This window comes from Roseococcus pinisoli (assembly GCF_018413645.1).
Classification (GTDB): domain Bacteria; phylum Pseudomonadota; class Alphaproteobacteria; order Acetobacterales; family Acetobacteraceae; genus Roseococcus; species Roseococcus pinisoli.
Window position 1 is genome coordinate 812,981 of sequence record NZ_JAHCDA010000002.1, and the last position, 13,071, is coordinate 826,051.

A 13,071-nucleotide genomic window follows, 5' to 3' on the forward strand; every position below is an offset into this window, starting at 1 on the left:
CATGCAGCTGACCAATAAGGTGAAGGAAATCCTCTCCTGGTACGAGAGCGACAATCCCGGCACGAAAACCAACCTCGCCCGCATCCTGATGACCGGCCGGCTGGCCGGCACCGGCCGCATGGTCATCCTGCCCGTCGACCAGGGCTTCGAGCACGGCCCGGCCCGCAGCTTCGCGCCGAACCCCGACGCCTATGACCCGCACTATCACTTCCAGCTCGCCATCGATGCGGGGCTGAACGCCTATGCCGCGCCGCTGGGCCCGATCGAGGCCGGCGCGGCGACCTTCGCGGGCTGCATCCCGACCATCCTGAAGATGAACTCGTCCAACAGCCTGTCCACGACGAAGGACCAGGCCGTGACGGCCTCGGTGTCCGACGCGCTGCGCCTCGGCTGCTCGGCCATCGGCTTCACGATCTATCCGGGCAGCGAATACCAGTTCGAGATGATCGAGGAGCTGCGCCAGCTCGCCGAGGAGGCGAAGTCGGTCGGCCTCGCCGTCGTCGTCTGGTCCTATCCGCGCGGCCCGATGCTGGACAAGGTCGGCGAGACGGCCCTCGATATCGCGGCCTATGCCGCGCATATCGCGGCGCTGACGGGCGCGCACATCATCAAGGTGAAGCCGCCGACCGATGCCATCTTCCTCGACGCCGCGAAGAAGACCTACGCCTCGTATCCGGTTGAGGTGAAGGACCCGGCCGCGCGCATCGCCCATATCGTGAAGGCCTGCTTCAACGGCCGGCGCCTGGTGGTCTTCTCGGGCGGCGAGGCGAAGGGCGCGGACGCGCTGCTCGACGAGGTGAAGGCCATCCATGCCGGCGGCGGCAACGGCTCCATCGTCGGCCGCAACGCCTTCCAGCGCCCCAAGGCCGAGGCGCTGAAGCTGCTCTCCGACATCATCGACGTCTACAAGACGGCGGGCTGATCCTTCCGACCGGAAGGCCGCATGGCCCGGGGCTTCGGCTCCGGGCCATTTTCGTTGGTGGCCCCGGTAAAAAGCTCGCGATCGCTTCGTTCCGGCCCCGCCGTTTCAGCTTCCCAAAATCGCCGCCCCGCGCGATGAAGGGAGATGGACGATCGCTGCCGCCTCTACCTCATCACGCCCCCGGTTCTGCCGGCCGGCTTCCCCGATCTCCTGGCGCAGGCGCTCGACGCCGGCGACGTGGCCTGCCTGCAGCTGCGGCTGAAGGACGCCGCGGAGGATGAGATCAAGCGCGCCGTCGAGACGCTGATGCCCATCGCCCAGGCGCGCGACGTGGCCTTCATCCTCAACGACAGCGCCAGGCTGGCCCATGCGCTGGGCTGCGACGGCGCGCATCTCGGCCAGACTGACGGCGACCATGCGGGCGCGCGCAAGCTGCTCCAGGGCAAGATCCTCGGCATCACCTGCCATGCCTCGCGCCACCTCGCGATGGAGGCCGGCGAGCTGGAGGCCGACTACGTCGCCTTCGGCGCCTTCTTCCCCACCTCCACCAAAGAGACGCTGCACAAGGCGGATCCGGAGATCCTGGAGTGGTGGAGCGAGATGATGGAGGTGCCCTCGGTCGCGATCGGCGGCATCACGCCGGTAAATTGCGGCCCGCTCGTGCGCGCCGGCACCGACTTCCTCGCGGTGGTGGGCGCGGTGTGGAACCATGCCGAGGGCCCGGGCGCCGGCGTGCGCACGATGAATGCGGCGATCGCGGAAGCCCTGGCCGGGCTCGATCGTGGAAGTTGAATTCGAGACGGCCGACGTCTTCACGGATCGCCGCTACGCCGGCAATCCGCTCGGCCTCGTCTACGGCGCCGAGGCGCTGGAGACGGAGGCCATGCAGGCCATCGCGCGCGAGCTGAGCCTGCCCGAGACCGTCTTCGTCCTGCCGGCAGAGGCCGGGGACGCGGATATCCGGTTGCGCATCTTTACCCCCGCGATCGAGCTGCCCTTCGCGGGCCATCCCAGCGTCGGCGCCGCGGTGATGCTGGCGCGCCGACTGGGCCATCCCCGGGAGACCCTGGTGCTGCAGGAGGCTGCCGGCCTCGTCACTGCCCATCTGACCCGCGACCGCTCAGGCACTCCCGTAGCCGCCGAGATCGAGGCGCCCCTGCCGCTGGCGATCGGCCCGGCGCTGGACCGCTCCGCCATCGCCGCCTGCGCCGCCCTTCCCGATGATGCGATCCATGTGAACGGGCATCCGCCACTGCTGGCCGGCTGCGGCGCGCCCTTCGCCATCGCCGAGGTCGAGGATGCGGACCACCTCGCGGCCGCCCTGCAGGACGTGGCCGCCATGGCCCGGTACTGGCCGACGCTGCCCCTTCCGCCGGTCGGGCTGCTGCTGCACACGCCGCTCGGCATCGGGCGGCGGCGGGCCCGCATGTTCGCGCCGCTGGCGGGCATCCTTGAGGACCCGGCCACTGGGGCGGCCAATGTCGCCCTGGCGGGCCTGCTGCTGCATCTGGCGGGCGGCAGCTCGCTGCTGCTCGAGGTAGAGCAGGGAATCGAGATGGGCCGGCCCAGCCAGCTTCACCTCGCTGCCCGGCGCGATGCGGACGGCGCCATCCGCGTGCGAGTCGGTGGCGGGGTCGTCGCCGTCTCCCGCGGGCATATCACGCTGTAGGGGCCTACCCCGGCCTGCAGGGCATCCTGCTCGACTTCGACGCGCCCGCCTTCTTGGCGAGGCCCGATGCGGCGCCTGACTCGGCCGAGCATCGTGGAATGCAGGCGCAAGCGCATCACACACGGACCACGCGGGTAGACGTTGCCGATCTCTTCACGCCGCGTTCGCGACGCCTCGCAGCACCATCAAGGCCGAAACGAGCACGTCAAAGCAGCGATTCACTTTCGCATAACAGCAATCTTTCTCCCCCCGGCTTGCCGAGGTGTCTGCATCTCGCTAATAACCCGCCCACACCGGAGTGTAGCTCAGCCTGGTAGAGCACTGTGTTCGGGACGCAGGGGCCGGAGGTTCGAATCCTCTCACTCCGACCATCTTTTCAGATGGTTAGTCTGGTGAAAGAAAATGCGTGATTGGCAGGATTGCCGAATGCGCACCCTGATCTTTCCATCCTCCAGGCATCATTCCTTTCCTCCACGATATTCCGAATTGGTGGACGCAGGCTCGCTGCGAAGGTCGAGTCATAACGATCCCATTCAGATGCGGATTGAGCGCTACGGATCGGACGCCGACCCAGCCATCACCGCGAATGGGCTGTTCTGCTCACCGCACCGCGAGCGGTGGTCGCGCAAATCGGCAATCCCGTTCGGCCGCCAGGGAGATGACCAGGGAGGTCCGCAACCAGCTCCTCCCTCACCCTTTTGGATTCGTGCGCTACGAAAAAACTGCTCCGGAAATCCGCGCTCAGATCGAAAGACGGCTTGAAGCACTTGCGCCTCGGTCTATGCGTGAGCAGCGGGCAAGAACAAGGGAGCGGTCACAGCCTATCCAGGAGGCTGAATACCGGATCCCCAAACCACATACGGCCGTGGAAGATTGCTGAACATCGCCGAATCGGCCCCCGGGTATAAATTATTAACCTGCGCCGCAAGATAATTAATCAGAGTATTGACAGAAATATCCGAATGTTGAATTCCGGTATGAACCAAAGGCAGGCGCCTGGGATAAAATTGCTGGGTAAATCCGCTTTTAAGCGCCCCAAGAGCAAAATTTAAACTGGACACTCTTGATAAATTACTGGCGCCTCCAGCATATTTTATTGCTCTCTCTGGAGTAAACCACTCCCATTGACTTAAAGCCCCGAGATAGAATTTTTCATCGGCGACAACGCCAAAATGTACACGGCTCGCGTCTCGCCCCAGACTGCGAACCTGCTGTCCAGTAATTGCGGCCCATCTGCCCGTCTGAAACTTCCCGTCCCCTTCAGGGACGGCACCAAGTATCGCAATCTTCGCGCCGTCTCCCCCACCGGGCGCATACCGTGCTTTATGTCCAACCAGTTCAAGCCATGCGTATTTGCCGCTGTTATGCCAGCAAAGGCTGGCCCAACTCCCCGCATTCGGGGGCGCATTCACTTCGTGGTAGCCTGCCACCCGCGGTCCCCCTATGTGCGATTGCTTTGTGCCGGAAATGATCCGACCAGGATCAAGCCGACGCAAGGCAAAAGCGTCGGTTTTCATGCATTCGGACGTGGGGCTGCCGCCGGCGCCCCCGGCAAGGCTGACGGTGCTTCGGGAACAGAGCGATTCGGGCCCAGATTGCGCGACGTCGTGCGGGAATCGATGGCGGGGCACTCATCGGACTCGGTCGGTTTTTCCGCACGTCGTTCACGGGCCGGCCGATATGCTGCTCCCACAGGCCGCCGTCGCCTATGCCGCTAGCCCCCCAAGGGAAGTCCCCTCGGAGGTTCCTGCGCCCTTCTAAGCCCCTCTTCTTCACGATTTTAAGGAAGGGACATGACTTCGAAAGTTATCGAAGTAATTCACATAATTTTCTTAGCTGAACACTGTCGACCTACCGTGTTCCGCGATAGGAGCGCTGCCGCAGGTCAGTACTGGGAATTCCTCAGATCCGCCCGCATCCCTCCGGATATCATCCCATGACGATCCTTCCCGCGCTGCGCATCATGACGCTTGCCGTCGGCGTAGCCTTCTCCGCCTCCGCCATGGCCGCCTGCAGCGATGCGCAGGCCGAGGCCAAGATGATGGAGCTCATGAACCTCATGGGCCCGCTGATGACCCAGAATCCGGCGCTGGCGCAGACCATCAGCACCGAGATGCAGACGCTGATCACGACGCCCGTCTCCGACGCCACCTGCACGACCTATGACCGCCTGATCGCCCGCGCGCGCGCCGGCCGGTAAATCACTATCGCGGCCGGCGGGATTCCGTCTGGCCACGACAAAACGCCCGGCCCGGGTTTTCCCGGCCGGGCACCCCATTCCGAACCGCCGCGTATTGACGGCGGCCCGGTGTGCCTTCCCTAATCGCGTGAATCGCGCGGAATTTCCACGCCCGTCGCGGCATCCAGGCGCACCTTGAAGGTCCGGCCCTGGGCCGGGAGGATCTTCACCTCCCAGACAATCCGGCCACGATGCCTGTCCAGCTCCGCTTCGATCACGCGGCCGTTATGCCGGCGCTCCACCTCGCCCAGAAACTGGGACATGGGGCGCACCTGCCCCCGCTCCACCGCCAGACGCAATTCCTCGCGCTCCGACGAGCTGGCGATCGCGGGTTGGGGCTGAAGCGCCGCGAGGCCGATCAGAAGCATCAGAGGGGCGGCGCGAAGAAGCATTCTTGAATCTCTCCCGTCGATCGCGCGGGACCTTCCGCGCGTCCGGACCATGCGAAGCAGTCGATGAACCAATCCTGAACCATTCGCTCAGCATATGTTCAGAGTGATCTCCGTAGATAAGTCGGCATGGCAGGCGGAAACGTCTGCAAAAGACAAATCATACCGACATGGAGACGAAAATGTTCGCTCAGCTTTCTTCTACCACTCTTATTGTATTCATGCTGGCCCTTGCCGTGTTTCCCTTCACTTTCGCTCGCCGCCGGTAGACTGGCATCCTGGCCGCGCATGACATCGCGCCGGTCGTTACCCAGTCTGCGTTGCCTTGACGATCCCGCCTTGTGCAAGTTGGATGCATCATGCTGCACCGCTTCACGCCGCTCGTGATCCTTGGCTGCGTTGCCGTCATGTTGGCCCCCGGGCCCGGACAGGCACGTGGCGGTCATGCCTCCGCCCGAGCCGCGCTTGAAGCCGGCCAGATCCGCCCGCTCTCGGAACTGATGACCGAGGTTGAGCAGCGCTATCTCGGGCGCGTCATCGAAGTCGAGCTCGAGCGCTCGGACGGACGCTGGCAATATGAGATCAAGATCCTGCCGCCCAATGGGCATGTCTTCGAGGTGGAGCTCGACGCCGCTACCGGCGCCTTGCTGCGCGCGAAAGGCCCGGTGCAGCTGCGCCGAGGGCGCTGACCGCCGCCCTGCGACCTACGTCTTGAAGACGTAGCGCCGCGACAGGCCGAAATTGATGAACATCCCCGCGAAAGAGCCCGCCGCCACGCCCAGCACGGGATGGGTGGCCACGATCTCCGTGCCGGCGATAAGCGCCGCATAGGTTCCGTAATTCGCGGCGAAACCCACCAGGTTCAGCATCACGAATCGCCCCCACTGGGCCGTGACCGGCGCGTCCCGCGCGGCCGTCCGGAAGGTCCAGGCGCGATTGAGCGCGAAGGTCGTGCTCGCGGCCGCCAGGTAGGACACGACGCGCCCCGCATAGGGGCCGAGGCCCGCCCAGAGCATCACAGTCAGAACCCCGGCATCCACCAGGAAGCCCGCCACCCCGACCACGCCGAAACGAAGGAACTGCGCGATCGTCTTTTGCATGGACAAGCCTGCCACTCCTCGGTGTCCGTCCGAGAACGGCCGGATGGGTCTGATACGAGGTCGATGAAAGCCGGGAAAGATGGCCACCACGCGGCGGGGCTTCCTTCGCCGGAGCGTCGTCGGCCGCTCAAGTATTCGATGGAGACGCGAACCGATCCCCTGCTAGGATTCGCCCATAAAGCTCGGGAGACTTCGCGAAATGATCCAAAGACGTCACGTCCTCGCGGGCGCAGGCGCGCTCAGTGTTGCCGGGCTGGCCGGGCCATCCCTCGCGCAACCGGCCAATGCGCGCGTCGTGCGCCATATCCCCCATGCCAATCTCTCGACGATCGACCCCTTCTGGTCCTCGGCGCTCATCGTCCGGAACTACGGCTATCTGGTCTATGACCAGCTCTACGGGCTGGACAACGACTTCAAGCCGCAGCCGCAGATGGTGCAGGGCCACAGCGTCGAGAATGATGGCCTGCTGTGGAAGTTCACGCTGCGCCCCAACCTGCGCTTCCACGACAATGAGCCGGTGCGCGGAAGCGACGTCATCGCCTCGATCCGCCGTTGGGCGCGACGCGACGCCTTCGGCCAGACCATGCTGGCGCGGACCGTGGAGATGCGCGCGCCGACGGACACCACCTTCGAGATCCAGCTCAACAAGCCCTTCCCGAAGATGATCGACGCCTTCGCGAAGATCACGACGCCCTGCCTCTTCGTGATGCCGGAGCGCGTGGCGCGCACCGATCCCTTCCAGCAGATCACCGACCTCGTGGGCAGCGGGCCCTATCGCTTCATCCGCAACGAATGGAATCCCGGCAGCAAGGCCGTCTTCGAGAAGTGGCCGGGCTACGTGCCGCGGACCGAGGGCACGACGCAGCAGACCTCGGGGCCCAAGGTCGCGCATTTCGAGCGCGTCGAATGGCAGATCATCTCCGACGTCGCGACGGCCGCCGCCGCCCTGCAATCCGGCGAGACCGATTGGTGGGAGCAGCCGACGGGCGACTTCCTGCCGCAGCTGAACCGCAACCGGAACCTCAAGGTCGAGGTCGCGGACGTGCTGGGCCTCATCGGCATCATCCGCCCCAATCACCTGACCGAGCCCTTCAACAATCCGGCCGTGCGCCGCGCCGTCATCACGGCGATCAACCAGATCGACTGCATGACGCCCGTGATCGGCAACACGGAACTGATCCGGGACAATGTCGGCTTCTTCGCGCCGGCCTCGCCCCTGGCTTCCGACGTGGGGATGGATCGCCTCAAGAAATCGGTCGAGCAGGCGCGGCGCGAGTTGCAGGCGGCCGGCGCCATCGGCGCCAAGCTCGTGCTGATGAATGCGACGGACCTGGCCTCCATCAACTCCAGCACCCTCGTCGTCGCCGACACCTTCCAGCGCATGGGCTTCAACGTGGATTATGCCGCGACCGACTGGGGCACCGTCCTGCAGCGCCGCGCCACGAAGAACCCGTTGGAACAAGGTGGCTGGTCGGCTTTCTGCACCTTCTGGTCGGCCTTCGATCACTGGACGCCGGCGGGCCACAACTCGATCCGCGGCAATGGCGCCGAGGCCTGGGTCGGCTGGCCGGACATCCCCGCCCTCGAAGCCAAGCGCGACGAATGGTTCGACGCGCCCAACCTCGATGCGGAACAGGCGGCCACGCGGGAGATGCAGCGCATCGCCTTCGACCAGGTGCCCTACATGCCGATGGGCCAGTATTTCCAGCCGACGGCCTATCGCGCGAATATCACGGGCGTCCTGCGCGGGCCGCCGCAGTTCCACAACATCCGCCGTACCTGATCGCGCGGCATGTGCGGGGGCCATGGTCTCCGCACACTTGCCCGAGGGTCAGCCCGGAAAGGGCAGGATCCCCAGGGCATCGCCCTCCTCCACGCGCGTGACCTCCGGCCCGATCACGCAGAGCCCGTCGGCTGCCGCCAGCGGCGCCAGCCGGGCCGAGCTGCCGCGGCCCAGCAGCTCCACCGCCGGCACGCCGTCGAACTCGGCGCCGGTGAAGCGCGCGGGGGCGAATTCCACCCTCCCCGCCTTGCGCTCCTCGCGGAAGCCGGCCCGCGCGGCCATCAGCCGCAGCGGCTGGGGCGGCGCGCCGGCCAGCACATCCAGCAGCCGCCGGCCGACCAGCCAGAAGTTCACATAGGCGGCCAGCGGATTGCCCGGTAGCGCCAGGATCACCGCGGCGCCGAGCCGCCCGGCCTTCACCGGCTTGCCCGGCCGGATGGGCAGGTGAACGACATCGATCGTCCCGCCGGCCGCCAGGATGGCGCCCATCATGTGATCCTCCTCGCCGACGGAGACGCCGCCGGAGGTGACGATCAGATCGGCCTCGGCCGCCGCGCGCTGCAGGGCGTCCCGCAGGCGGACCGGATCGTCGGGCAGGATGCCGAGCTCGACGAGCTCCACCTCCGGCACCCGCAACATCGCGCGCAGCATGGGGCCGTTGGAATCATGCACTTGGCCCGCATCGAGACCGGCGCCCGCCCGACGCAGCTCGGAGCCCGTGGAAGCCAGCGCCACGCGCAGCTTCCGCACGACCCGCACCGCATCGTGCCCCGACGCGACGGCGAGCGCGACATGCCGCGCATCCATGCGCTGGCCCGCCGGCAGCAGGGCGGCGCCGAGGCGCACATCCTCGCCCCTTCGCCGGATGTTCAGGCCGGGCCGCAAGGCCGTGGCGACGCGCACCTCCGTGCCCTCGACGATCGCCTTCTCCTGTTGGACGACGAGCTCGGTTCCCCTCGGCACGGGGGCTCCCGTGAAGATCCGCGCGGCCTCGCCGGGACCGAGCGGCAGGCGCGCCGCATCGCCGGCCTCGAGCCGCGCGGTGACGCGCCAGGCAGCATCGGCCGCCGGCCCGAGCGCATAGCCATCCATGGCCGACTGGTCGAAGGGCGGGACGTCATGCCACGCGGCCAGCGGCACGGCCAGGACGCGGCCCATGGCGACCTCCGGCACCACCTCCTCGCTTGCTGTCACGGCGCGGGGAATGGCGAAGAGGCGGGCCAGAGGCTCGCGCAGAATGGCGAGGGGATCGGGAACCATCAGCCGGCCATCATGCGAGGTGCGATTCCGGTTCCACGAAGACCATGTGACCGTCTTCGCGCGCAATGGCGACCAGCGTCATGCCATGACGGCGCGCGCGATCGAGCGCGAGCGAGGTGGGCGCCGAGATGGCAACGAGCGTGCCGGCGCCGAAGGCGGCCGCCTTTTCCACCATCTCGAAGGACAGCCGGCTGGTGATCACGATAAAGCCCTCGGCCGGATCGGTCCCCGACCGCAGCAGGGCGCCAATCAGCTTGTCCAGCGCGTTGTGCCGGCCGACATCCTCGCGCAACAGGCGGAGCTCGCCGTCCGACCCGGCCCAGGCCGCGGCATGGACAGCACGCGTCGCGGCATTGAGCGGCTGCCCGCCCGCGAGCGCCTCCAGCGCCCGATGGATCGCCTCGGGCGCGATCGCCTCCCCCTGGCCGCCCCGGCGCTCGGCCAGCGGCAGGGCCGCCAGCTCCTCCACACCACAGACACCACAGCCTGTGCGGCCAACGGTGTTGCGCAGCCGGCGATTGGCCAGCAGAGCGTGCAGCCGGTCGGGCACCAGGTCGATGGTCACGGTCATCCCATCCGCCCCTTCCTCGACGGAAAGGCCGCGGATATCGACAGGGCTGCGAATGATCCCCTCGGTAAGGCTGAAGCCGATGGCGAAGTCTTCAAGATCGGCCGGGGTCGTCATCATCACGGCATAGGGCTGGAAGCCATAGACCAGGCCCACCGGCGCCTCGATGGCGACGAGGCGGGCGACCTCCTGCACCGGGCCGCCCGTCGCCGGCACGCGCCTGGCCGTCACCTCACGGGAGGTGGGGATGGCTTTGGCCTGCCGCCCGATGCTCGCCAATGCGTGGTTCTCCTCAATGCTGCGGGCGAGATTGGCATCGCCGGCCGGCGGGAGGAAGCGCGGCGCACGCGGGGCGCCAGCGTCTTCGCGGCGCCGACAGGGCTGTTATCGTGTGCGCAACAAAAACGAAGGAAGCGCCCGTGACCGAAACATCCTTCCCCCAGGCCTCGCGCCGTGGCGTCCTCGCCGCGGGCATGGCCCTCGCCTCCGCCGGGATTGTGCCCGCCGCCCAAGCCGCGGAATGGCCGTCCCGCCCGGTCCGCGTCATCGTGCCCTGGCCGCCTGGCGGCACGGCCGACAGCGTCGCCCGGCTGCTCTTCGCCGAGACCTCGCAGCGCACGGGCCAGCAATTCGTCATCGACAACCGCGCCGGCGCCACGGGCATGATCGGCAGCGGCCATGTCGCGACCCAGCCGGCCGACGGCTACACCGTGCTCTACGGCACCACGCCGCTCTCGACCTCGGTGCTCTTCCCGCAGATCACCTTCGATCCGGCGCGGGATCTGGTGCCTGTCTTCCAGGCGATCACCGTGCCGCAGCTGCTGCTCATGAACCCCGCGGTCCGCGCCAATTCCGTGGCCGAGGTCATCGCCGACGCCAAGGCCCGGCCGGGCGCGCAGAACTGGGCCTCGGCGGGCAGCGGCGGCGTGCAGCACCTGGCGCTGGAGCTCTTCTCGCGCCGGGCCGGGATCCAGGTGAACCACATCCCCTATCGGGGCGGCGGCCCCGCCACCAACGATCTCGTGGCCGGCCAGGTGCAGTACTATTGGGGCAATGCCGACACCGCGATCGCCTTCGTTCAGGAAGGCCGGCTGAAGGCGCTCTGCCACACGGGCGCGACGCAGCTGGCCTCGCTGCCGCATCTTCCGCCGCTGTCGGACACGCTGCCGGGCTTCGAGACCTACGAGTGGAACGGACTCTTCGTGCCGGCCGGCACGCCGCCCGCGATCGTGAGGCGCCTCAACGCGATGATGAACGAAACCCTGGCGACGCCGGCCGTGGCGGAGCGGCTGCGCGGCCTCGACCTGCAGGCCCGGGCCAATACGCCCGAGCAGTTCGCGGACTTCTTCCGCAGCCAGAGCGCGCGGTGGAACGGCTTCATCCAGGAAGCCGGCATCCGGCTCGAGTAAGACGCCGCGCCGGCGGTGTTCCGCCGCCGGCGCGGGCTCAGCCTATCTCCACACCCGCATATCCCCGCTCGGCGATGCCGTTCGCCCAGGCGCGATAGTTCGGGGCGCTGCCGGTGTAGCGCGCGATGCGCCGCGTCTGCCGGCCGGCCACGTTGTGGTTCACGCCCGTCATCCAGGAATCGACCTCCATGCTCAGCAGGCCCTGGGCGATCTCCATGACGTGATCCATCCACTGCGCCACGGCCTCGGGCTGCGCCTCGAAGCGCGTGGCGCCGCGCTCGCCGAGATGGCGCAGGAAATCGGTCACCCATTCCACGTTGAATTCGATGGTGCGCGGGATATTGCCGAGCGCGTTGTGCGGGCCGACCAGCATCAGCATGTTCGGAAATTCGTCGACCAGCATGCCCACGAGCGAGGTGGCGCCGTCCTGCCACTTGTCCTTCAGGGCCACGCCGTTCGCGCCGCGGAAATCGATCCGGTCGAAAGCACCGCGCAGCGCGTCGAAGCCAGTGGCGTAGACGATGATGTCGAACTCGTATTCGGCGTCGCTGGTCCGGATGCCGGTCGGCGTGATGCGCTCGATGGGCGTCGCCTTGCTGTCGACCAGCTTCACGTTCGGCTGGTTGTAGCACTCGTAGTAGAAGGTCTCGAGCGGCACGCGGCGGGTGCCGAAGCCATGGTTTTTCGGGATCAGCTTCTCCGCCACCGCCGGATCCTTCACGCGCTGGCGGATCTTGTCGGCGATGAAGCGCGAGATCTCCTCATTCGCGGCGCGGTTGGTCAGGATGTCCTGGTAGTTGCCGACCCAGATGCCGAAGCCGCGCTCGGCATAGAGCTTCTCCCAGAAGGCGCGCCGCTCCTCCGCCGTGGCATCGAAGGTGTCCTGGGGATGCGCCGTATGGAGGAAGCAGGCCCATGTTTCCCGGCAGCGCTGGAAAATCTCGTCGTAGCGGGTGCGGATCTCCGCCATCTCCTCGGGCGAGATCTTCCCGTTATGCAGCGGCGCGCACCAGTTTGGCGTGCGCTGGAAGACGGTCAGCTGCGCGGCCGTCTTGGCCACCTCCTGGATCGTCTGCACACCCGAGGCCCCGGTGCCGATGACCGCGACGCGCTTGCCCGCGAAATCCACCTTCTCCTTCGGCCAGAGGCCGGTGTGGAAGGAAGGCCCCTTGAAATCATCCATGCCCGGGAAGCTCGGCATGGTGGGCGTGGAAAGCGCGCCGATGGCGGTGATGAGGAAGCGCGCGCGGTGCCGGCCGCCATCCTCCAGCTCGATGTTCCAGCATCCAGCGGCCTCGTCCCAATGCGCCGCCTTCACGCGGGCCGAGAATTGGATGTCGCGGCGGAGATCGTATTTGTCGGCGACGAGGTTGAGATAGCGCTCGGTCTCGGGCTGGGGGGCGAAATGCTCGGTCCAGCTCCATTCGCTGAGCAGGTCGCTGTCGAAGGAATAGCCGTAGGAATAGCTTTCGGAATCGAAGCGGCAGCCGGGATAGCGATTCCAGTACCAGGTGCCGCCAACGCCGGAGCCGGCTTCGAGAACGCGGGCCCGGAGACCGAGCTCCCGCAGGCGGATGAGCTGGTAGAGGCCGGACATGCCCGCGCCGATGACGATGACGTCGAGGGTATCGGCCCGGGTGGTCAGTTCTGCTGTGGGCGCTGGGGCTGGCATGCCGGCGGTGCTCCTCTTCTTGGACTGTCGTTGGGCTGATTCTGATCGTCCTTGGCCGTT

13 protein-coding genes and 1 tRNA gene are annotated in these 13,071 nt (G+C 66.9%); 8 read left to right on the plus strand and 6 right to left on the minus strand.

All coding sequences use genetic code 11. From position 1 onward, the window contains the following. Position 1 precedes the first annotated feature (1 nt). The 4 genes from KHU32_RS12600 (at position 2) to KHU32_RS12615 (ending at position 2,962) form a co-directional block, all read left to right on the plus strand. Positions 2-922, plus strand: a complete 921-nt coding sequence (locus KHU32_RS12600; protein WP_213670431.1) for a class I fructose-bisphosphate aldolase — start codon at positions 2-4, stop codon at positions 920-922. Positions 923-1,066: 144 nt separating this feature from the next. Next, positions 1,067-1,714 (plus strand): thiamine phosphate synthase, encoded by a 648-nt coding sequence (thiE, locus tag KHU32_RS12605; RefSeq protein WP_213670432.1) that lies wholly within the window; start codon positions 1,067-1,069, stop codon positions 1,712-1,714. Then, positions 1,704-2,591, plus strand: a complete 888-nt coding sequence (locus KHU32_RS12610) for a PhzF family phenazine biosynthesis protein (RefSeq protein ID WP_213670433.1) — start codon at positions 1,704-1,706, stop codon at positions 2,589-2,591. Before thiE ends, KHU32_RS12610 begins: the two co-directional genes overlap by 11 nt. Positions 2,592-2,885: 294 nt before the next feature. Then, a tRNA-Pro gene (locus tag KHU32_RS12615) sits at positions 2,886-2,962 on the plus strand. A gap of 450 nt (positions 2,963-3,412) precedes the next feature. Here KHU32_RS12615 and KHU32_RS12620 read toward each other — a convergent pair. Further along, a complete protein-coding gene (locus tag KHU32_RS12620; protein WP_213670434.1) occupies positions 3,413-4,108 on the minus strand; it encodes a hypothetical protein in 696 nt (231 codons plus the stop codon). A 419-nt stretch (positions 4,109-4,527) separates the two neighbouring features. Between KHU32_RS12620 and KHU32_RS12625 the strand changes: the two genes are divergently transcribed. Continuing rightward, positions 4,528-4,791 (plus strand): hypothetical protein, encoded by a 264-nt coding sequence (locus tag KHU32_RS12625; protein WP_213670435.1) that lies wholly within the window; start codon positions 4,528-4,530, stop codon positions 4,789-4,791. A gap of 119 nt (positions 4,792-4,910) precedes the next feature. Here the strand turns inward: KHU32_RS12625 and KHU32_RS12630 are convergent, their stop codons facing one another. Beyond that, positions 4,911-5,222, minus strand: coding sequence for a PepSY domain-containing protein (locus KHU32_RS12630; protein WP_213670436.1), 312 nt, complete (start codon positions 5,220-5,222; stop codon positions 4,911-4,913). A 356-nt stretch (positions 5,223-5,578) separates the two neighbouring features. Here KHU32_RS12630 and KHU32_RS12635 point away from each other — a divergent pair, with 356 nt between their 5' ends. Then, positions 5,579-5,908, plus strand: coding sequence for a PepSY domain-containing protein (locus KHU32_RS12635; RefSeq protein ID WP_213670437.1), 330 nt, complete (start codon positions 5,579-5,581; stop codon positions 5,906-5,908). A gap of 15 nt (positions 5,909-5,923) precedes the next feature. Here the strand turns inward: KHU32_RS12635 and KHU32_RS12640 are convergent, their stop codons facing one another. Next, a complete protein-coding gene (locus KHU32_RS12640; protein ID WP_213670438.1) occupies positions 5,924-6,319 on the minus strand; it encodes a GtrA family protein in 396 nt (131 codons plus the stop codon). Positions 6,320-6,521: 202 nt separating this feature from the next. Here KHU32_RS12640 and KHU32_RS12645 point away from each other — a divergent pair, with 202 nt between their 5' ends. Continuing rightward, positions 6,522-8,102 (plus strand): ABC transporter substrate-binding protein, encoded by a 1,581-nt coding sequence (locus tag KHU32_RS12645; protein ID WP_408887848.1) that lies wholly within the window; start codon positions 6,522-6,524, stop codon positions 8,100-8,102. 48 nt (positions 8,103-8,150) lie between these two features. On the opposite strand, the gene KHU32_RS12650 is transcribed toward KHU32_RS12645, so the two are convergent. Both KHU32_RS12650 and fdhD read right to left on the minus strand, forming a co-directional pair. Further along, positions 8,151-9,362 (minus strand): molybdopterin molybdotransferase MoeA, encoded by a 1,212-nt coding sequence (locus KHU32_RS12650; protein ID WP_213670440.1) that lies wholly within the window; start codon positions 9,360-9,362, stop codon positions 8,151-8,153. A 10-nt stretch (positions 9,363-9,372) separates the two neighbouring features. Then, entirely contained in the window at positions 9,373-10,209 is an 837-nt protein-coding gene (gene fdhD, locus KHU32_RS12655; RefSeq protein WP_249681003.1) for a formate dehydrogenase accessory sulfurtransferase FdhD, read from the minus strand. A 140-nt stretch (positions 10,210-10,349) separates the two neighbouring features. Between fdhD and KHU32_RS12660 the strand changes: the two genes are divergently transcribed. Next, a complete protein-coding gene (locus tag KHU32_RS12660) occupies positions 10,350-11,339 on the plus strand; it encodes a Bug family tripartite tricarboxylate transporter substrate binding protein (protein ID WP_213670441.1) in 990 nt (329 codons plus the stop codon). A gap of 37 nt (positions 11,340-11,376) precedes the next feature. Here KHU32_RS12660 and KHU32_RS12665 read toward each other — a convergent pair whose 3' ends face one another. Then, entirely contained in the window at positions 11,377-13,011 is a 1,635-nt protein-coding gene (locus KHU32_RS12665) for a flavin-containing monooxygenase (RefSeq protein ID WP_213670442.1), read from the minus strand. Between the last annotated feature and the right edge of the window lie 60 nt (positions 13,012-13,071).